17 protein-coding genes are annotated in these 20,095 nt (G+C 62.0%); 11 read left to right on the forward strand and 6 right to left on the reverse strand.

Going from position 1 to position 20,095, the window contains the following annotated elements; translation table 11 throughout:
* Positions 1 to 55 precede the first annotated feature (55 nt).
* The 5 genes from NN662_RS14530 (at position 56) to NN662_RS14550 (ending at position 3,248) form a co-directional block, all read left to right on the forward strand.
* A complete protein-coding gene (locus NN662_RS14530; RefSeq protein ID WP_261930947.1) occupies positions 56 to 736 on the forward strand; it encodes an energy-coupling factor ABC transporter ATP-binding protein in 681 nt (226 codons plus the stop codon).
* Positions 730 to 1,335 carry an energy-coupling factor transporter transmembrane component T family protein gene (locus tag NN662_RS14535; protein WP_261930948.1) on the forward strand — a complete coding sequence of 202 codons (606 nt, stop codon included), beginning with the start codon at positions 730 to 732 and terminating at the stop codon, positions 1,333 to 1,335. Before NN662_RS14530 ends, NN662_RS14535 begins: the two co-directional genes overlap by 7 nt.
* A gap of 32 nt (positions 1,336 to 1,367) precedes the next feature.
* Positions 1,368 to 1,931 carry a biotin transporter BioY gene (locus tag NN662_RS14540; protein WP_261930949.1) on the forward strand — a complete coding sequence of 188 codons (564 nt, stop codon included), beginning with the start codon at positions 1,368 to 1,370 and terminating at the stop codon, positions 1,929 to 1,931.
* Positions 1,932 to 2,061: 130 nt separating this feature from the next.
* Complete coding sequence (locus NN662_RS14545) at positions 2,062 to 2,991, forward strand: histone deacetylase family protein (protein WP_261930950.1); 930 nt, start codon at positions 2,062 to 2,064, stop codon at positions 2,989 to 2,991.
* A 2-nt stretch (positions 2,992 to 2,993) separates the two neighbouring features.
* On the forward strand, positions 2,994 to 3,248 hold the full coding sequence (locus NN662_RS14550; protein WP_261930951.1) for an exodeoxyribonuclease VII small subunit: 255 nt from the start codon (positions 2,994 to 2,996) through the stop codon (positions 3,246 to 3,248).
* 19 nt (positions 3,249 to 3,267) lie between these two features.
* On the opposite strand, the gene NN662_RS14555 is transcribed toward NN662_RS14550, so the two are convergent.
* From NN662_RS14555 to NN662_RS14565, 3 genes are read right to left on the reverse strand one after another with little or no spacing between them, the layout of a single operon-like run.
* The gene (locus tag NN662_RS14555; RefSeq protein WP_261930952.1) at positions 3,268 to 4,830 is read right to left on the reverse strand and encodes a DHA2 family efflux MFS transporter permease subunit; all 1,563 of its coding nucleotides are present in this window, start codon (positions 4,828 to 4,830) and stop codon (positions 3,268 to 3,270) included.
* Positions 4,823 to 6,001 (reverse strand): HlyD family secretion protein, encoded by a 1,179-nt coding sequence (locus tag NN662_RS14560; RefSeq protein ID WP_261930953.1) that lies wholly within the window; start codon positions 5,999 to 6,001, stop codon positions 4,823 to 4,825. Before NN662_RS14560 ends, NN662_RS14555 begins: the two co-directional genes overlap by 8 nt.
* Before the next feature lies 1 nt (position 6,002).
* Positions 6,003 to 6,455 carry a MarR family winged helix-turn-helix transcriptional regulator gene (locus NN662_RS14565; RefSeq protein WP_261930954.1) on the reverse strand — a complete coding sequence of 151 codons (453 nt, stop codon included), beginning with the start codon at positions 6,453 to 6,455 and terminating at the stop codon, positions 6,003 to 6,005.
* Positions 6,456 to 6,647: 192 nt separating this feature from the next.
* On the opposite strand from NN662_RS14565, the gene NN662_RS14570 reads away from it, so the two are divergent.
* From NN662_RS14570 to NN662_RS14580, 3 genes are all read left to right on the forward strand, one after another.
* Positions 6,648 to 7,571, forward strand: a complete 924-nt coding sequence (locus tag NN662_RS14570; protein WP_261930955.1) for a pirin family protein — start codon at positions 6,648 to 6,650, stop codon at positions 7,569 to 7,571.
* A gap of 97 nt (positions 7,572 to 7,668) precedes the next feature.
* Positions 7,669 to 9,585, forward strand: coding sequence for a 1-deoxy-D-xylulose-5-phosphate synthase (dxs, locus tag NN662_RS14575; protein ID WP_261930956.1), 1,917 nt, complete (start codon positions 7,669 to 7,671; stop codon positions 9,583 to 9,585).
* Positions 9,586 to 9,715: 130 nt separating this feature from the next.
* Positions 9,716 to 9,979, forward strand: a complete 264-nt coding sequence (locus NN662_RS14580) for a hypothetical protein (protein ID WP_261930957.1) — start codon at positions 9,716 to 9,718, stop codon at positions 9,977 to 9,979.
* 10 nt (positions 9,980 to 9,989) lie between these two features.
* On the opposite strand, the gene NN662_RS14585 is transcribed toward NN662_RS14580, so the two are convergent.
* On the reverse strand, positions 9,990 to 11,000 hold the full coding sequence (locus NN662_RS14585; RefSeq protein WP_261930958.1) for a DUF4424 domain-containing protein: 1,011 nt from the start codon (positions 10,998 to 11,000) through the stop codon (positions 9,990 to 9,992).
* A 95-nt stretch (positions 11,001 to 11,095) separates the two neighbouring features.
* Entirely contained in the window at positions 11,096 to 13,042 is a 1,947-nt protein-coding gene (locus NN662_RS14590) for a methyl-accepting chemotaxis protein (RefSeq protein ID WP_261930959.1), read from the reverse strand.
* A 234-nt stretch (positions 13,043 to 13,276) separates the two neighbouring features.
* Between NN662_RS14590 and NN662_RS14595 the strand changes: the two genes are divergently transcribed.
* Positions 13,277 to 14,032 (forward strand): TlyA family RNA methyltransferase, encoded by a 756-nt coding sequence (locus tag NN662_RS14595; RefSeq protein WP_261930960.1) that lies wholly within the window; start codon positions 13,277 to 13,279, stop codon positions 14,030 to 14,032.
* On the forward strand, positions 14,029 to 15,279 hold the full coding sequence (locus NN662_RS14600) for a class I SAM-dependent RNA methyltransferase (RefSeq protein WP_261930961.1): 1,251 nt from the start codon (positions 14,029 to 14,031) through the stop codon (positions 15,277 to 15,279). The genes NN662_RS14595 and NN662_RS14600 overlap by 4 nt, the downstream gene beginning before the upstream one ends.
* 293 nt (positions 15,280 to 15,572) lie before the next feature.
* Here NN662_RS14600 and NN662_RS14605 read toward each other — a convergent pair whose 3' ends face one another.
* Positions 15,573 to 17,900: an alpha/beta hydrolase gene (locus tag NN662_RS14605; protein ID WP_261930962.1), complete on the reverse strand. Its 2,328-nt coding sequence runs from the start codon at positions 17,898 to 17,900 to the stop codon at positions 15,573 to 15,575.
* A gap of 395 nt (positions 17,901 to 18,295) precedes the next feature.
* Between NN662_RS14605 and NN662_RS14610 the strand changes: the two genes are divergently transcribed.
* Entirely contained in the window at positions 18,296 to 20,077 is a 1,782-nt protein-coding gene (locus NN662_RS14610; RefSeq protein WP_261930963.1) for an acyl-CoA dehydrogenase, read from the forward strand.
* Positions 20,078 to 20,095: the final 18 nt, after the last annotated feature.

Genomic DNA, 20,095 nt, shown 5'->3' on the forward strand with positions numbered 1-20,095 from the left:
TCCCTTTGGCCGCGCTTGGTCTATAGAGCCTGCCGGTAGCATACGGAGCAAAACTTTGGAAATCCGCTTTTCCGGCGCATCTGTCACCTTCGGCAACCGGACCGCGCTTCAGCCTTTGACGGTGACGCTTGCGGAGCGGCGCATCGGCATCGTCGGGCTGAATGGTTCCGGCAAGACCACCTTCGCCAAGCTGATCAACGGTCTCGTCGAGCCGACCGAGGGCCACGTGACGGTCGACGGTCTCGATACGGTCAAGGATGCCGGCGCCGTGCTGCGCAAGGTCGGCTTCATCTTCCAAAACCCGCAGCAGCAGCTGATCATGCCGATCCTGAAAGACGACATCGCCTTCGGCTTGAAGGCCCATGGCGTGGCCAAGGAGGATGTCGCCGCGCGGACGACCGCCATCCTGTCCAGGTTCGGCATCGCGCATCTGGCGGACCGCCGCGTCCACGAGCTTTCCGGCGGTGAAACGCAGCTGGCGGCGATCGCCGGCGTGACGGTGACCGGTCCCGGCCTGCTGATCTTCGACGAGCCGGCCAACCAGCTCGACCTGAAGAACCGCAAGCTGGTGAAGGAGACGATCGCAAAGCTTGACCAGCAGGCCGTCGTCATCAGTCATGACCTGCCCTTCATCGAGGATTTCGACCGGGTCCTGCTCTTTCACGAAGGGCAACTGGAAGCCGACGGCGCGCCCGCCGACGTGATTGCCCGCTACCGGGAGATCGCCGGATGCTGAAGAGCCTCTATGTCGAGGGCGACACGCTCTTTCACCGGCTTTCGGCACGGGTGAAGCTGATCGCTCTCCTCCTTCTCGGCATCGTCTTGTTTCCGATCAGCAGTTTCTGGGTGCTCGTTCCCGTCTTTCTCATCGCCGCGGCGCTTTATCTGACCGTCGGCCTTTCCTTCCGCGACGCGCTGTCGCGCATAGGCTTCGTGCTCTTCACCATCCTCGTGCTAATGCTCGTCAATCTCTATATCGGCCCGTGGCATGAAGCCGTCGCGACGACCTTCCGGCTGATCGCCGTCGTCCTCTTCGCCGCCGCGGTGACCGCCACGACGACGATCGACGCCTTCATGGACGAGATCACGATCCTGCTCACACCGCTGGAACGCATCGGGCTCGTCAAGGCGCGCGACGTCAGCCTGGCGCTGGGACTGGTGCTGCGATTCGTGCCGGACATCTTCGCCCGCTACCAGACGCTGAAGGAGGCGCATGAGGCTCGCGGCATCAGAGTTCGCATACGAACGATCCTTGGCCCGCTGATCATTTTGACGCTCAAAGACGCGGACATGATCGCCTCCGCCATTGACGCCCGCGGCATTCGCGGTCAATGAAATCGCGACATTTCGTGTTGGGAGACACATCTATGAACAGCAGGGACCTGGTTCTCATTGCACTTTTCACGGCGATCATCGTGGTGCTCGGCTTCATTCCGCCGATCACGCTCGCCTTCATTCCGGTGCCGATCACGGCACAGTCGATGGGCGTCATGCTGGCCGGCTGCATCATCGGCGCCAAGCGCGGGGCGCTTGCCTATGTGCTGTTCGTGCTGATGGTCGCCATCGGCCTGCCGGTGCTGTCGGGCGGACGCGGCGGCATGAACATCCTGATGGGCCCGACCGCCGGCTACATCTTCGGCTGGATCGTCGCTACCTATGTCACCGGCCTGATCGCCGAGCGCTTCGTGCGTGACGGCCAGTCGGAAGGCCGCCAGCTTGCCGCCTTCTTCGCCGCCTCCGTCATCGGCGGCATCGGCGTCGTCTACCTGATGGGCATCGCCTGGCTGAAGGTGTCGACGGGCACCGACCTGATGGCGCTGATCTCCGGCAACCTGACCTTCATCCCCGGCGACCTCGTCAAGGCGGTCATCGCAACGCTTGCCGGCCGTATCGTGCTGTCGGGCTACCCGCTGCTGCATTCGCGCGCCTGATACAACCGGCCACAAGCAGACACATTCAAGCCCCGGTCCAAAACCGGGGCTTTTCCATGCGCTGTTGAAAATTACACCGCGATGCGCCATTTGCATGGACGACAGTTTCCTCGATCAGTAGGGTCCGGACATGACGACGCGCCTCTACGAGCACACCATCTTCCTCGAACACGAGACACCGCCCGGCCATCCCGAACGGATCGACCGGCTGCGCTCGCTGAATGTGGCGCTCGAACACCCCTTCTTCTCAACGCTGGACCGCAAGCAGGCGCCGCAGGCAAACGAAGACGCCGTGCTGCTCGCCCATCCGGAAGCGCACCTGTTCTCGGTCATGCGGCAGATCCCCGAGGAAGGTATCCACCAGATCGAAGCCGACACCTATGCCAGCCCGAAGAGCCTGCAGGCGGCGCTGACCGGTATCGGCGGGGCCATGGCCGCCGTCGACGACGTGTTTTCGGGCGCCGCCGACAATGTCTTCGTCGCCTGCCGCCCGCCCGGTCACCATGCGGAAAAGCAGACGGCCATGGGCTTCTGCCTGTTCAACAATGTGGCGATCGCCGCACGGCATGCGCAGAAGGTGCACGGCGCCGAACGGGTCGCCATCGTCGACTGGGACGTGCACCACGGCAACGGCACACAGGACATTTTCTGGGACGATCCAAACGTGCTGTTCTGCTCGACCCACCAGATGCCGCTCTATCCCGGATCCGGCGCCAAGAACGAGACGGGCACGCACAACACCATCGTCAATGCGCCGCTTTCCACGAATGACGGCAGCGACCATTTCCGCGAGGCCTTCCGGTCGCGCGTGCTGAAGGCGGTCGACGACTTCTCCCCCGACCTCATTCTGGTCTCGGCAGGCTTCGACGCCCATCACCGCGATCCGCTGGCGCAGATCAACCTCGTTGGCGAGGATTTCGACTGGGCGACGGCAAAGCTGATGGAGCTTGCCGACAAGCATGCCGGAAACCGCCTCGTCAGCGTCCTGGAGGGCGGCTATGATCTGGAGGGACTCGCCGAGTCCGCCGGAATGCACATTTCGAGACTGATGAAAGGATGACCATGAGCGACAAGACCAAGGGCGACGATATCGCGGGCCTGCCGTTCGAAAAGGCGGTCGCCGAGCTTGAGACAATCGTCGGCCGGCTGGAGCGCGGCGACGTGGCGCTGGAGGAATCCATTGCCATCTACGAGCGCGGCGAGGCGCTGAAGAAGCATTGCGAGAAACTGCTGACGGTCGCCGAAAAGCGTATCGAGAAGATCCGCCTCGACCGTTCCGGCCAGCCGCAGGGCGTCGAGCCGCTCGACGCCGAGTGAGCGGTTCTCCTTCCCCTTCCTATTCCAAGGCGATTTCGATCGCCTCTTCCTGATCGCTGCTGCTTCCGGTCTTTGCCGGCTTGCGCAAGAGGAAGATCAGCGGCATCACCGCAATCGACATCAGCATCAGGAGCTTGAAGTCGTCGGCATAGGCGATGATCGTCGCCTGCAGCGAGACGATGCCGTCGAGCGCCGAGATGCCGCTCACCGTATGCGGGTTGAGTGCGGCCGCCGCCGGCGCGTCGAAGGCGTGGTTGAACGGCGTGACGAAGGCCGAGATCTGCGCGTGGTTGATCTGGGTGTTCTGGACGAGAAGAGCCGAGACCACGGCAATGCCGACGCTGGAACCGATATTGCGCGACAGATTGTAGATGCCCGTTCCTTCGCCGCGCATTTCGGCAGGCAGCGTCGCGAAGGCGATCGTGGTCAGCGGCACGAACAGGAAACCGAGACCTGCGCCCTGGACGAAACCGACCCAGATGATCGTCCACTGGGAAATGTCCGGCGTCCACATGGTCATTTCGTACATGGCCCAGGCGGTAACCCCGAGTCCCGTCAACAGCAGATAGCGCGTATCGACCTTGCCGATCAGCCGGCCGACGAGGAACATGCAGGCCATCGTGCCGAGCCCGCGCGGGCCCATGACGATGCCGGCCGTGATAACGGGATATTCCATCAGCGTCTGCAGATAAGGCGTCATCAGCGCCAGCGAGGCGAGATAGGTGACGCCGATGACGAAGATGAACAGGATGCTGATCGCGAAATTGCGGTCGAGAAACAGCCTCGGATTGACGAAGGTTTTGTCTGCCGTGAACGTGTGGACGAGAAACAGGTAGAACGCCCCGCCGCAGACGATCGACTCGACGATGATTTCGCCTGACGAGAACCAGTCAAGCTGCTGGCCGCGGTCGAGCAGGAGCTGCAGCGCGCCGATGGCGACACTCAGCATGCCGAAGCCGAACCAGTCGAGCCGCGCCCTGGCGTCCACCTTGGTTTCCTTGACGAACATGCCGATGCCCATGAAGGCAAGTATGCCGATCGGGACGTTGATGTAGAAGACCCAGCGCCAGCTCAGATTCTCGGTGAGCCAGCCGCCGAGGACGGGACCGAGGACCGGCCCGACCATGACCGACACGCCGAACATGGCCATCGCCGAACCGCGTTCCTCGACGGAATATATGTCGAGCAGGATGCCCTGCGACAGCGGCACGAGCGACGCGCCGAACAGGCCCTGCAGCAGGCGAAAGCCGACGATCTGGGTCAGCGATTGCGCCAGACCGCAGAGGACGGATGCGGCAACGAAGCCGAAGATCGCGGTCGACAATACCCGCTTGCGGCCGAACTTGGCGGCGAGAAAGCCGGACGGCGGCGTCATGATCGCGGCGGCAACGATGTAGGATGTCAGAACCCAGTTGATCTGGTCGGCGCTGGCCGCGACGCTGCCCTGGATATAGGGCAGCGCGACGTTGGCGATCGTGGTGTCGAGCGCCTGCATGATGACGGCAAGGATGACGCAGGCGGCAATCGCACCGCGATTGGCCACCGGCTCGTCCACCGCTGCCATGGTGGCGGCATTACTCATTGGCGTAAGCAGGCCTCTTGCCGAGGAGGTTGTCGACGAACTGCGGCAGTCCGCGCGCATGGCCGGTGTCGATATCGATCTCCGTGCTCATGCCCGCTCGCAGCGGCGGCTTGCCCTTGGTGTCATCGATCGAGATGCGCATCGGGATGCGCTGGACGACCTTCACCCAGTTGCCGGACGAATTCTGTGCCGGAAGCAGCGAGAAGCTCGACTCGGAGGCCGGGCTCACACTGGCAACCTTGCCGGTCCATTCGACGCCCGGATAGGCATCGACGCTGATCGTCACCGGCTGGCCGGGCTTCACATAGGTCAGCTGCGTTTCCTTAGGATTGGCCGCGATCCACATGTTCTCGGTGGAAACGAGCGAGAAAGCCGCCTGCGCGGCATCGAGGTAACTGCCGACCTGGACGGCGCTCACATTGGTGGCGATGCCGTCGAAGGGCGCGCGCACGACCGTATCGTCGAGCTGCCGCTTGGCATCATCGACAGCGGCCTTCGCCTGCAGGTAGACCGGATTTTGCTCGACCGGCGTATCGGCGTCGCCGCCGAGCTTGGCGAGCATTTCGGCGGCCTGCGCTTCGGCAACGATCACCTTCTGCTTGGCCGCGTCGAGATTATGCTTGGCCTGGTCGAATTCGGCATGCGAGGCGGTGTTCATCGACACCAGCTTCTGCTGCCGGTCGAAAGCCGACTGGTAATAGGGAAGATCCGCCTTGGCCTGGGCGATCTCCGCCTGCGCCTGACGATAGCTTGCCTGCAGGGTCAGAAGGTCGTTGCGGGCGGATTCGAGCTTTGCCTCAGCACCTTCGAGTGCGATCTGGAACGTGTCCGGCTTCAGGCGGAAGAGAACGTCACCTGCCTTCACCGTCTCGTTCTCGTGAACCTCGATCGACTGCACCGTGCCCGCCACATCCGTCGAAACGCCGACGATGTTGGCGGCGATATAGGCGTTGTCCGTGCTGACCTCCTGGCCACCAGTCACATAGACATAGCCGCCGACGACAAGGGCGATCGGCAACAGTGAGAACAGGACACGGCGGCGCGTGTTGCTGCGCGGCTTTTGCGCAGGGGGCCCTTGCTCGGGCGCCGGAGCCGCAGCGGCCTTTGCCGGCGCTTCGGCGGTCTCGATGTTTTCATTGGCGGTCGGGCGCAAAGGGGTCGGTTCGCTCATGTCAGTTTTCCTTGTCGGCCGTGCACCGGCAGGCCTCGACGAGATTGGACTTCATCGTTTCGAGCATCTCGAAGAGCTTTTGACGATCTGCCGGGGATATGGATTTCAGGGCTTCGTTGCGTGTGGCGTCGCCGATGACACGCATGTCGCCAAGCAGGTCGCGCGCCTCTTCGGTCGTGAAGAGCAGCCAGATCCGTCGGTCGGTTTCGTGGCGCCGGCGCTGGACGAGGCCGCGCTCCATCAGTTTTTCGATGATCCGCTGCAAGGTAATCGGCTCGACGTCGATCATCTCGGCCAAAGCCTTCTGGTGAATGCCTTCATTTCGGGACAGGTAGGCAAGCGCCTGCCACTGGGACCGCGTCAAACCGATGTGCCTCGCCTGCTGCTCAAAATGCTTGCGCAGCAGGCGAGCCACATCATGCAATAAAAATCCGAGTGTCGGATTGGTACCCAATCGTTTACGTCCTGAAAAAGTAAGCATCCTTATGATAAGTAGACCTATATATTATTGGCCTCGCATCTGGCAAGTGGTCCGGGGCGGTAGACTGTCAATTTTTCGGAGGAACAGCGTTCGGTTTTTCGCCCTATGCCTCGGCGCCGATGAAGGGTAGCGTTCGCCATCGACATCCAGAACGGAGTGAGCCCCATGTCCTTCTTTCCCGGAAAGGATCCGGTTGCCGGAGACGCCTTTGCCTGCGACGCCATCGAGCAGCTGATCATCCCGCGCACCAGCGACATCGGCGGCTTCGAGGTTCGCCGCGCACTGCCGACGGCCCGGCGCCGGCTGGTCGGGCCGTTCATCTTCTTCGACCGCATGGGACCGGCGGTGCTGCGCGCCGGCGACGCGCTGGACGTCAAGCCGCATCCGCATATCGGGCTTTCGACCGTCACCTACCTGTTCGACGGCGAGATCAAGCACCGTGACAGCCTGGGCACGGAAATGGTCATCGAGCCCGGCGACATCAATCTGATGACGGCCGGCCGCGGCATCGTCCATTCCGAGCGCACGCCGGAAAAGCTGCGCGGCAATGCCTTCTCGATTTCCGGCCTGCAGACCTGGCTGACGCTGCCCGACAACATGGAGGAGATCGATCCGGCCTTTGCCCACACGACCCGCGCCGACATGCCCGAGATCAATGCCGACGGCGCCCATGCGCGCGTCGTGATCGGCAGCCTCGAAGGCCTTGCCTCGCCGGTGAAGGTGTTCTCCGACACGCTCTATGTGGATCTGACGCTCGAACCCGGCGCACGCTTTCCCTTTGCCGCGCAGGCGGAAGAGCGCGCCGCCTATATCCTTTCCGGCGATCTGATCGTCTCCGGCGACCGTTTCGCCAGCGACCAGCTTCTCGTCTTCCGGCCGGGCGACGCGATCACCCTGCAAGCCGGCGAGCGCGGCTGCCACCTGATGCTGTTCGGCGGAGCGGCCATGTCGTCGAAGCGCTATATCTGGTGGAACTTCGTCTCCTCCTCCAAGGAACGCATCGAACAGGCGAAGGAAGAATGGCGCACCGGCCGCTTCGATATCGTGCCGGGCGACGAGGAGGAATTCGTGCCATTGCCGCAGGGGTGACGAGGAAAAGCAAGACGGCACGGGGCGGCTTGTGCTAAGCCGTCATATTGAATATCGCTTCCGGCGCACCAGATAACGCTAAACGAGACCGCCGAAATTGACCGAAATAGACACGCCTCTTCTGGACAGGATCACCATTCCCGCCGACCTGAAATCGGTGGAGGATGCGGATTTGCCGCAGCTCGCCCGCGAAGTGCGCGACGAGATGATCGAGGCTGTTTCGCGTACCGGCGGCCACCTTGGCGCTGGCCTCGGCGTCGTCGAGCTGACGATCGCCATCCACAAGGTCTTCAACACGCCTGACGACCGGCTGATCTTCGACGTCGGCCATCAGTGTTATCCGCACAAGATCCTGACCGGCCGGCGCGACCGCATCCGCACGCTGCGCCAGGAAGGCGGCCTGTCCGGCTTCACCCGCAGGGCCGAAAGCGAATACGATCCATTTGGTGCCGCGCATTCCTCGACGTCGATCTCGGCCGGCCTCGGCATGGCGGTCGCCGCCGAACTGGACCACAAGGACCGCAAGGTGATCGCCGTCATCGGCGACGGCGCGATGTCCGCCGGCATGGCCTATGAGGCGCTCAACAATGCCGGCGCGCTGGATGCACGGCTGATCGTGATCCTCAACGACAATGACATGTCGATTGCGCCGCCGACCGGCGCGATGAGCGCCTATCTCGCCCGCCTCGCCTCCGGCCGCACCTATATGGGCTTCCGGGAATTCGGCAAGAAGCTGACCGCCTATCTCGGCAAGAACATCGACCGGGCGATCACGCGCGCCGTCGAGCACGCCCGCGGCTATGTGACCGGCGGCACCATGTTCGAGGAAATGGGCTTCTACCATATCGGCCCGATCGACGGTCACTCCTTCGATCACCTTCTGCCGGTGCTGCGCAATGTGCGCGACAACCAGAAGGGCCCGGTCCTCATCCACGTCGTGACCCAGAAGGGCAAGGGCTATCCGCCGGCCGAAGAGGCCGCCGACAAGTATCACGGCGTCAACAAGTTCGACGTCATCACCGGCGCCCAGGCAAAGGCCAAGCCGAATGCACCGAGCTACACCTCCGTGTTTGCCAATGCGCTGGTGCAGGAAGCCGGTCTCGACGACAAGATCGTCGGGATTACCGCTGCCATGCCGTCGGGCACCGGCCTCGACAAGCTGGCCGAGGCCTTCCCTGCCCGCTGTTTCGACGTCGGTATTGCCGAGCAGCATGCCGTGACCTTCGCCGCCGGCCTCGCCGCCGAGGGCTACAAGCCGTTTGCGGCGATCTATTCGACCTTCCTCCAGCGCGCCTACGACCAGGTCGTCCACGATGTGGCGATCCAGGGCCTGCCGGTGCGTTTCCCGATCGATCGGGCGGGTTTCGTCGGCGCCGACGGGCCGACCCATGCCGGCTCGTTCGACACGACCTTCCTTGCAACCCTGCCGAATTTCGTCGTCATGGCCGCCGCCGACGAGGCTGAGCTGAAGCACATGGTGCGCACCGCTGCAGCCTTCGACGAAGGCCCGATCTCGTTCCGCTATCCGCGCGGCGAAGGCGTCGGCGTCGAACTGCCGGAGCGCGGCCAGATCCTGGAGATCGGCAAGGGCCGGGTGATCAAGCAGGGCGCCAAGGTCGCCCTCCTTTCCTTCGGCACGCGGCTGGCCGAATGTCTGCTGGCTTCCGAAGAACTGGATGCCTCCGGCCTGCTGACCACCGTTGCAGACGCCCGTTTCGCCAAGCCACTCGATCACGACCTGATCCGCCAGCTGGCCGCCCATCACGAAGTGCTCGTCACCATCGAGGAAGGCGCAGTCGGCGGCTTCGGCAGCCATGTCGCCCATTACCTCGCCAATGAAGGCCTGCTCGATACCGGCCTCAAATTCCGCTCCATGGTTCTGCCGGACATCTGGATGGAACAGATGAAGCCGGAAACGATGTACAGCCGCGCCGGGCTCGACAAGGCCGGCATCGTATCGACCGTCTTCAAGGCACTTGGTCAGGACCGGGTGGAGAGCGGTTCGCGTGCCTGACGGCACCAGAAACTAACCTATCGGAAACCAAGGCCGTTCGGTTTCAACTAACCAGTTTCCTTGGCATTTTCTGAAATTCTTCCGGGTATTGTCCCTGTCAACAAAAAGAAATGACAGGGAAAATCAGACCATGCTGAAACGGGGATTGCTGATCGCCGCGGCGGTGCTTGTCGCCGCGCCGGTCTTCGCCGAAGACTTTCCGGACCATGATCCGATGCTCGAGCGCATCATGATCGAACGCCTGCAGCCGAAGCTGCCGGAGCTCAGGCCGACCTTCGGCATTCATGAACGCGCCCGCCTCGTCCACGCGGCCGTGCAGCACAAGCCGACGGGCCTGCACGCGCTGGCCGAGGAGGCCGAACCCGCCTATTACGGCCACATTTCCTGGCTTTGAAGCGCGGCCTTCAGGGCTGCGCAGAGCGCACCAGGAACAGCACATCGAGGTTCCGCTCCGGATAGAAATCCTGCTTGGTCATCTCGAAGGTGGTCGGCCCGGTCTTCTTGACGCCGTCGCCGCAGAAGCTGACGTAATTTTCAGGCGCGCCCTTGTCGATCGTCAGGTGGAAGGTGCCAATCGGACCGTTCCAGTTTGCACCCGTGGTCAGGATGTAGGACAGCCACTGCTCGGTGTAGAAGGGCTTGCCGGCATTCATGTCGGCGAGCGACTTGCGGCCGATCTTCTCGAATGTGTCGTCGAGGCAGTACTTGTCCTGATAGCGGCGGAACTCTTCGCTGCGCGTCCCGTCATAATGGAGATAGGCGACCTGTACCGTGCCGCCGACGCTCGGGCGGTAGCGGTGCGACACGTGGACATCGGTACCGGCCGGAAACGTGGTGTTCCACCAGTAGACCGTCTTCAGCGTCCAGCTGGGCGTCAGATGCACCTTCATGCCGGTGCCGTCATTGTCGTATTCATCCGGCACGATCAGGCCCTTTGCCAACCAGTCCTCCTGCGTTTCCTTCGGCATGGCTTGCAGTGCCTTGAACGTCGCATCGGCGAAGGGCAGAAGCGGCACGCCTTTCGACTGTAGCTCCTCCGTCATATCGATGCCCGCGACATAGGCGCGCTGCTGCAGGCTCGCCTCGATCGGCTTGCCATCCTGGGTCACGGAAAACTCCAGGAAATTGGCATCGTCCGTGTCGTTCAGCGCGATGTTGGCGTCGATACCGCCCTCGATATCCGGCATCGGAAAGGCGACCATGCCGCGGACGTCCTTGTCGGAGCCGTTGTGGAAGGTGTAGTCGACCCGCACCTCTTCCTGCGAGATGAACAGATCCTCGCGGGCCATCGTCACGTCGTAGCTTTTCACGAAGGTCAGCCCGCCGGTGCCGAGCTCGCTCATCGAATCATTGGCTATCGCCGGCGCCACACACGCCAGCAGACCGGCCAGAAGAGCGCAATCGAAAACGCACATGGAACCCCTCCCCGCCCGAAAGACAATGCCGGGAACTTATCCAATTCCCGGCATTCGCAAAAGGTGGAGAATTTCGGCTCAGTGCCCTGCCGCCATCAGAATTCCTGCCAGTCGTCGACCTTGACGGCGGCATTGCCACGGGACGGGGGTACAGCCGGCCTGGCTGTCGCCGCCTTGCCGGCCGGCGCGGTGCGTGCGTCCGGCTGAGCGGCGGACAGTGCGTTGTCGGCTCCGGCAATCCTGAACTGCGAGATCATCTCGCGCAGCCTTGTCGCCTCGCTGGCAAGGCTCATGCTGGCGGCGCTCGCCTCCTCCACCATGGCGGTGTTCTGCTGCGTGACCTGATCGAGGCTGCGGACGGCCTTGTTGACTTCGCCGAGGCCGGTCGACTGCTCGTGCGTGTTGGCGGTGATCGCGTCCATATAGCCGTTGATCGAGACGATCAGCTCGCCGATGTCGCTCAATGCCTGACCGGCATCACGGACAAGCGCGACGCCGCCCTCGATTTCGGCGGACGAATTGTCGATCAGTTCCTTGATCTCGCGGGCGGCCCTCGCCGACCGTCCGGCGAGCTCGCGGACTTCCTGGGCGACGACGGCGAACCCCTTGCCGGCATCGCCGGCACGCGCTGCCTCGACGCCGGCGTTCAAGGCCAGCAGGTTGGTCTGGAAGGCGATCTCGTCGATCACCGAGATGATCGAGGCGATCTTGCCGGAGGATTCCTCGATCCGGCGCATGGCGTCCTCGGCATTGACGACGACGCTTGCCGACTGGCGGGCGTTCTCGTTGGCCTGCTTGGAGACCGCGCGGGCCTCATCGACGCGCTTGGCGGATTCGGAGACATTGCCGGTGATCTGCTCCAGCGCCACCGTGGTCACGTCAAGCGACGAGGCCTGGTGCTCGGTGCGCTTCGAGAGGTCCGCGATGCCATCGGCGATCTCGCGGCTGTGATTGTCGATGTTGCCGGAGCTCCGGTAGATCACCGAAAGCGTGTCGCCGAGCTGGCGGACGGAGGCGTTGAAATCGCCGCGCAGCTCCTCGAATTCCGGCGCGAAGCGCTCGTTCAGCTGATAGGTGAGGTCGCCCTCGGCAAGCTTCTTCAGGCCGGTGGCAAGGCCGGACGTGGCGATGCGAAGCCGCTCGGCCGCCTGGCGTTCGGCTTCCTCTTCGGCGGCGCGGCGCTGCTCCTCGGCGTGCAGGCGATGCTCCTCGGCCTCGTCTTCCAACCGCTTCTTGGCAATCACGGCCTCGCGGAAGATGCCGAGCGAACGGGCCAGCGCGCCGATCTCGTCCTTGCGCTCGGCGCCGGTCACCGCCGTATCGGCATCGCCGCTGGCGAGCCTTTCGGTGACTTCGCTGAGACGGCGCAGCGGCTTCAGCGTGTTGGAGCGCAGGAGCGTGATGATCAGCAGGGCGGCGACCGTCAGCGTCCCGAGCCCCGCCAGCACCTTCAGCATGATGCGGCTTTTCCAGCTGGCGATCTGCGGGGCCAGATTGATGGAGGCGGAATAGGCGCCCATGATCTCGCCGGGCTCGATGTTCATCAAGCCGGTGTGGCAGCCGGCGCAGCGCTCGTCGGCGGCGTCGCCCTGGCCCAGCACCACGGGGCGCGACAGGCGCAGGCTCTCGCCCTCGACGGTCGACTGGCGCTGCATCGACGTCAGAGCCGCCGTATCGACCGTATCCTTTGGCGGCAGGATGGTGCCGCCGTTTTCCTTCTGGAAGGCCTCGATCTTTTCGGCCATCACCACCCAGATGTCGACGTCGTCATTGGCTTCGGAAAACTGCTTCATGGCGCCGTCGAGCGTCATGACGGCGGGGTCGCCGTCCTCGATCTGGCCGCGGTTCAGCATCGCCTGGATGTGCATCGCTTCCAGGAGATCGAGCGCCGCATTGCCGCGCATCTCGCCGCTCTCGCGAATGCGCGTCCAGTCCTGGCTGATGTCGTAGGCGACCTTGGCGCTTTCGCCGACCATCAGGACGACGACGACGCTCAAGACGATCTGGACGGTGAGAGGAATGCGCTTGAGATATGAGAACATGGGATGCAACCAACGGGCCGGACAGCCGGACCATGCTGAAATTCGACTTCACGCAGTTAAGAAAAAGCCGGTTAACGCCCTCCTAACAAAGTCGTCTATTTGCAACTTCTGATGAATAAAGATGTCGGCACTCCCGCTATTCTTGACGACTGTCAAGAATAGCGAAATCACGCCTTCGCCCGTGGTCGCCATTTCCCCCTTGCGCAATCGCCCCATGCAGGTCATGGACAGGGCATGACTGCCGACGACACGACATCGCGACGCCTGGACCAACTTCTGGTGACGCTGGGCCACTTCGAGACGCGTTCGCGCGCCGCCGATGCGGTGCGCCGCGGCACGGTGTCGGTCGATGGCCGCAAGGCGGCAAAGCCGGGACAGACGGTTGCCCCTTCCGCGACCATCACCATCGACGATCCGGCGCATGGCTATGTCTCGCGCGCCGCGCTGAAACTGATCGCGGCACTCGACCATTTCGACCTCGATCCGGCCGGGCTCCACTGTCTCGACATCGGCGCCTCGACCGGCGGCTTCACGCAGGTGCTCCTCGAACGCGGGGCGGCGCATGTGACCGCCGTCGACGTCGGCCACGGTCAGCTACACGAGCGGATCGCTGGCCACCCCGATGTGACGAACCTCGAAGGGCTGAACGCCCGCAACCTCTCCGCCGACGATATTGGCGGGCGGGCGGTGCAGGCTGTCGCCTCGGACGTCTCCTTCATTTCGCTGAAGCTTGCGCTGCCGCCGGCGCTTTCGCTTTGCCAGCCGGGCGGCTTCTGCGTCCTGCTCGTCAAGCCGCAGTTCGAGGCGGGCAAGCAGGCAATCGGCAAGGGCGGGCTTTTGAAGGATCCCACGCTCGGGCCAACGATCGCCGCTGATATCGAGGTATGGCTTGAAGGCGAGCAGGGGTTTCAAAGCCTCGGCGTCATCCCCTCGCCGATTGCGGGCGGCGACGGCAATCAGGAATTTCTCTTGGCAGGACGGAAAAGATGAGCACCGAAACGGTCACCATCAGCAGGCTCGGCGCACAGGGCGACGGCATCGCGCATACCACGGACGGGCCGGTCTATGTGCCCTTCGCGCTGCCGGGCGAAACGGTCGCCATCGCGCGGGTGAAGACGCAAGGGACGGTGATGTCGCTGGAAGCGCCCTCGCCCGACCGGATTGCGCCCGTCTGCCGGCATTTCGGCCCGGAGGGCGAGAACGGCACCTGCGGCGGCTGCACGCTGCAGCATTACGCCGACGCGCCCTACCGCGCCTTCAAGCGCCAGCTGGTCGTCGACGCGCTGAAATCGAAAGGGCTGACGCCGACCGTCAACGACCTCGTACCGGCCCATGCCGGCGAGCGGCGGCGCATGGTGATGACCGCCCGCGCCACCGAAAAGGGCCTGCTGCTCGGCTTCAACCAGGCCGGTTCGCACCACATCGTCGCCATTGCCGAATGTCCCGTCGCATCCGCCGGCATCACCGCCCATCTCGGCGACATCCGCAAGATCGCGGCGGCGGTGGCGCAAGGGGCCAATCCCTTCCGCGTGACCGTGCTGGAAACGCTGACCGGCCTCGACATCGCCTTCGACGAATTGAAATCGCTATCGGATGCCAACCGGGCGCGCACGGTCGATGTCGCGCTGGCCTGCAAGCCGGTCGCCCGCGTTTCGGTCAATGGCGAGATCCTGATCGAGATGCGCAAGCCGCTGCTCGACTTCGAAGGCGCCGGCGTGAGCCCGCATCCGGGCGGCTTCACCCAGGCGACGCGGGCCGCCGAAGAGGCGATGGCGCGGCTCGTCGCCGACAATCTCGGCAAGGCCAAGCAGGTCGCCGATCTCTTCGCCGGCACCGGAACGTTCACCTTCCGGCTGGCGAAGAAGGCCAAGGTGCATGCGGTTGAAAGCGACGAGAAGGCGCTGAAGGCGCTCGATGCGGCCATGCGCAACACGCAAGGGCTGAAGCCGATCACCACCGAACGGCGCGACCTCTTCCGCCGGCCGCTTCTTGCCAAGGACCTGTCGCGCTACGACGCCATCGTCTTCGACCCGCCCCGCGCCGGCGCCGAAGCCCAGTGTCGCGAGCTCGCCCGGGCCAAGACGCCGGAGGTGATCGCGGTGTCATGCAACCCGATCACGCTCGCCCGCGACCTCGCGCTGCTGGTCGACGGCGGGTATAAAATCGAAAGCGTGACGCCGATCGACCAATTCTTGTGGTCGGGGCATGTGGAGGCTGTGGCGGTATTGAGAAGGTAGGTTTGGGGATGATGGCGGGGGCGGCTTCGCGCCCCCCCGAAATTGTATGCTCCTGCGATCTTCACAGCGCTTCAAAAGCGAACATTGCTGGCCCCGACCTGTGCCAGGATAGGTGATGTTCGGAATACCGCAAATCCAAAAAACCATTAAATTAGCAGACTAAGTCGCGGGGTATGGCAGCATCAGATTCGCTCGTGATAGACGGATGTATCGAGCACTCATTGGTATTAATCGGTTGGTATTCTGAGAGCACGATTACGGGTAGGCATTCACGTCATCCAACACCTTTCTGCCTACTCTGTGCAACTCGGCTGAATGATCCAGTATTTTAGAGAAGGCGACCGCTCGTCCGGATATGCCTTCGGGCAGGCGCGGCTGCTGGGATCAGTATTGCCTCGGAATAGGTCAGAAAGGTCTCGTCTCACCTGTGCAACGTCAAACACGAAGGAGTGGTTTAAGCCACCTTCTACTTCGACGGTCGTTGCGTCGATTGTCACAATCTCTTCGGCAACATAGCGGTCTGAACCACCTTGACCTAGACGGCGCCTTCCTCCAACTGCCTCTTGTGAAGCCCGCAAAGCCATATCGTTCGCAGAGACGTAGATAGTAAAACTATCGGTTGCGGATCGCAGGGAATCGACATGATCGACAAAATTAGAGAGATCTACGTCGGGCGCTGCAAACACGAGATTTCCAATCTTGTCCTTCCCTGACCATGGTACAGGGTAATTAGGGCAACCAGACAACATATAGTCGACGAGTTGTGCGCCCATACTATGGGCAAACACGGTCACATTCGCCGCTCCAAATCTCTCGACTACCTTTTCAAGAACGTTCTTGAAACCTCGGCAGCTCTGTCCAACAGTCAGCAGATCATTATTATAACCGAGGCCTGTGTATCCACCTCCGCTTCCAAGCCTAATGGAAGATTCACCAGCAGAGGCCCAACTGAGGACTATTGGAATTCCAGGGTACTTTTGACTTTCCGACAGAATGGCCATTCTTCGGGTGGCGTCCTCAAATGTATTTGCGAAGCCGTGAATGAACACAATAATTTTATTGCGACCGTTGTCGACGCCAGCCTGCTGAACAGAGTCAAGGAAGCTCTCTAACGATCCATCGTAGGCAAAGTTGGCGACATCACCTTTGGCAGGCCTTTGCCCACTATGGCTTGGATTATTGCTACCAAACCCGATATAGCTCGCTAGGATTTTCCACATCGAACGCTGTTCAGTCTCCACCGCGCGCTTCGTGGGGATGGAGACCAATGAATGGCCCATCGTGAGTGACCGGTCGGGCGCTAGCCGGTTCGCAAACGCCAGCGGTTCTTTTCCTAGCTCTGCCCGATTAGTAATGTAAAATACCGGAACGGGCTGACACACTTCATCGACCATTTCCGCACAGACACTAAGTTGTATTCTCTTTGCACTTTCTGAATATTTCGCGCCCCCTAGTTCCGAAGCGGAAGCGGCATACGCGTAAGCCGATCTCAAGTCATGCTTCTCTCTTGCGATATCGGCAAGATCGAGCAGAGCGTCCGGCTGGCCCCGTGCTGCCGCCTGATTTATCATGGCTATAACGTCGTCTTTGAGTACGGTGTTGTCTAACGCTGGCTGACGCAGAAGTAGCCCACCATACTTGGCCTGAGCGTAGGCGTTCCCATTCATTGCAGCGGCCTTGTAAAGGCCAAGAGCCTCAACTGGACTGAAATGCGGACTCCCTTGAGTAAGATATGCGTCAGCCAGTTCGAGCGATGAGGTGATGTTGCCACCCTCGGATTGCTCTCTCAACTTGTCTATCCACCTGCCTTGTCGCGCTTTGTCGTCAGTGCTGACCGCTATGTCAAATGCTGCAGATAAGGCCAGTGGGTCGCCTAAGTCAGCGGCCTTCCAGATTAGGTTTTTCACAGCATCATCAGCAGGGCTTTTTGCTTTTTTATCAACAAGAAAACTAGCATATCCCAAATAGACGTCGGGGGAATTGAGCCTAAGTGCCTCTTGCCAATATAGCTCGCTTTTGTCGACATTTTCCGAGGTTCCGACTCCGAACTGATATGCCTTTGCCAATTCCATAGCAGCTTCAGTTTGTCCGTTGCCATAGGCCGAATTAAGCCAAGTGAACGACTGGAGAAAGTTCGGGTCAGTGCCGATCCCAGAGAGATAGGCTCGCCCAACCGCGTACTGGGAGGCAGAGTTGTTCTCGCGGGCCGCTTCGAGATAATTGACAAACGCACTAGAAGGATCTTTGTCGGTTCCAAGGCCGAATTCGTAGGCTGCACCTAGCCGCAGCTTTGCCTCCGCGTCCCCAGCGGCAGCCTCCGCTCTTATTATGGCGATGCCTTTTTGCTTTACATCGACAGACGTATCTCCAAATACTAGGTGGTCGACGCTCTGCGGGCTGTTCCACTTCATGTCTGGGAATGAAGATAAATTCGGACTGGTGGTTTGGAAGCCCCCATTGAACCGAGATAGGTTGCCGAGAACCGATGGTGGAAGCGCCGTTGGCTGCTTATTCCAATTTTCTGAAGATCCCGGCGGCACGGCAATTGATTGAACTTGCGCGTAGCCGCAAGGGGAGACTGAAATTAAAATCAGTACTATCGCGAACCGTGATAGACGCACTTGCGCCTCCCTTAAGGTGTCCAAGAGCGAAGTTTAGTTGACTCGATCAGAATGTCGAGTGTTTTTCAAATCATGAAATGACCTGCCTGCCTCTTTCGAGGCTTATGATTTCTACTGAGAATATGACAGTCCGTATTCGGAAAGCAGCGATTATTCGTGACCGTTATGTCGATTATTTGGTTGTAGTGCGGTTACCTTGGCAATGACGAAACCTGTGCGAGTGGTATACCTGCTATTGCGATTTACGTGCCACCTTATTCCACTCCCCCTACCCCCCCATTTTCAAATTGACGTTTACGTAAAAATCAATTAGCCCATGGAAATGACACCGTGCGCGCTCAGGCTGCGCGAGGAAGGCTCTAGCGTCGAATTCGTCTGTTCGGAGGAGGAACGGAATGTACAAGGCACCGGTCGAGGAGATCGTCTTCACCCTCAAACACGTCGCCGGGCTTGGCGAGGCGATCGACAAGGGCGTGTTCGATGACCTTTCCGACGATCTCGTGGACGCGATCCTGACGGAAGCCGGTCGTTTTGCGAGCGACGAACTTGCGCCGCTCGGCGAGGTCGGCGACAGGCAGGGTGCGCGGCTTCAGGACGACGCCAGCGTGAAGACTCCGGACGGCTGGAAGGAATGCTACCGCCACTGGATGGAAGGCGGCTGGAACTCGCTGACCGGCAGCCCGGAGCATGGCGGCCAGGGCCTTCCGCACATGCTGAACGTCGCGACGCTGGAAATGTGGAACGGCGCCTCGATGGCCTTCACGCTCGGCCCGACGCTGACGGAGGGCGCCGCGGAAGCGCTTGCCGCCCACGGCTCGGACGATCTGAAGGCCAGATACCTGCCGAAGATGATCTCCGGCGAGTGGATGGCGTCAATGAACCTTACGGAGCCCTCCGCCGGCTCCGATCTCGGCGGCATGAAGACGCGCGCCGAACGGCGCGACGACGGCTCCTACCGCATCTTCGGCCAGAAGATCTTCATCACCTATGGCGAGCACGATTTCACCGACAACATCATCCATCTGGTGCTTGCGCGCCTGCCCGACGCGCCGGCCGGCTCGCGCGGCATCTCGCTGTTCCTGGTGCCGAAATTCCTCGTCAACGAGGATGGCTCGCTCGGGGCCCGCAACGACGTCTTCTGCCATTCGCTGGAACACAAGCTCGGCATCCACGGCTCGCCGACCTGCACGATGATCTATGGCGACGGTCGCTTCGGCGATGAAAAGGGCGCGGTCGGCTGGCTGATCGGCGAGGAGAACCGGGGCCTCAACTGCATGTTCACGATGATGAACAATGCCCGCCTCGCGGTCGGCATGCAGGGGGTGGCGATCTGCGAGGCGGCGACCCAGAAGGCGACCGCATATGCCCGCGAACGTACCCAGGGCAAGGCTCCGGGGTGGACGGGAGCGGGCATGAGCCCTATCATCGAGCATCCGGACGTCGCCCGCATGCTTTTGACCATGAAGGCGCTGACACAGGGTTCCCGGGCGATCAGCTATGCCTGCGCGCATGCGATTGACCTCTCGCATAGGCTGTCGGGAGCAAATGCCAGTCATTGGGGCGAGCGCGCCGCCCTTCTGACACCGATCGCAAAATCATTCTCCACCGATGCCGGCGTCGAGGCGGCCTCGCTCGGCATCCAGGTGCATGGCGGCATGGGCTTCATCGAGGAAACGGGGGCGGCCCGCCTCTACCGCGACGCCCGCATCGCGCCGATCTACGAAGGCACCAACGGCATCCAGGCGATCGACCTCGTGACCCGCAAGCTGCCGCTGTCGGATGGCGAGCAGGTGCGCGGCTTCATCGCCGAGCTGCGGACGACGGCGTCGGCAGTCCGGGCTTCCAATATCGGCGGCTTCGGCCATACGGCGGAGGCGCTGAGCGCCGCGCTCGACGACCTGGAGGCGGCGACCGACTGGCTGCTTGCGGCGCTTGCCGCCGGCAGGACAGCCGACGCGCTCGCCGGCGCCACGCCCTACCAGCGGCTGTTCGGTCTGGCGCTGACCGGCTGCTACCTCGCCACGGGCGGGCTTGCCGCGGCCGATGACGGCAAGCAGGACAAGCGCATCGCGCTCTGCCGCTTTGCCGCCGAAAACATGATCGGCGAAACCTCGACGCTCAAACACCGGGTGATTTCCGGTGCGGCAAGCCTTGCCGCCGCCCGTTCCTGCCTTTGAGACGGAAGACAGAGACAA

Origin of the sequence: Rhizobium sp. NRK18 (genome assembly GCF_024385575.1) — a bacterium.
Lineage (GTDB): Bacteria > Pseudomonadota > Alphaproteobacteria > Rhizobiales > Rhizobiaceae > JANFMV01.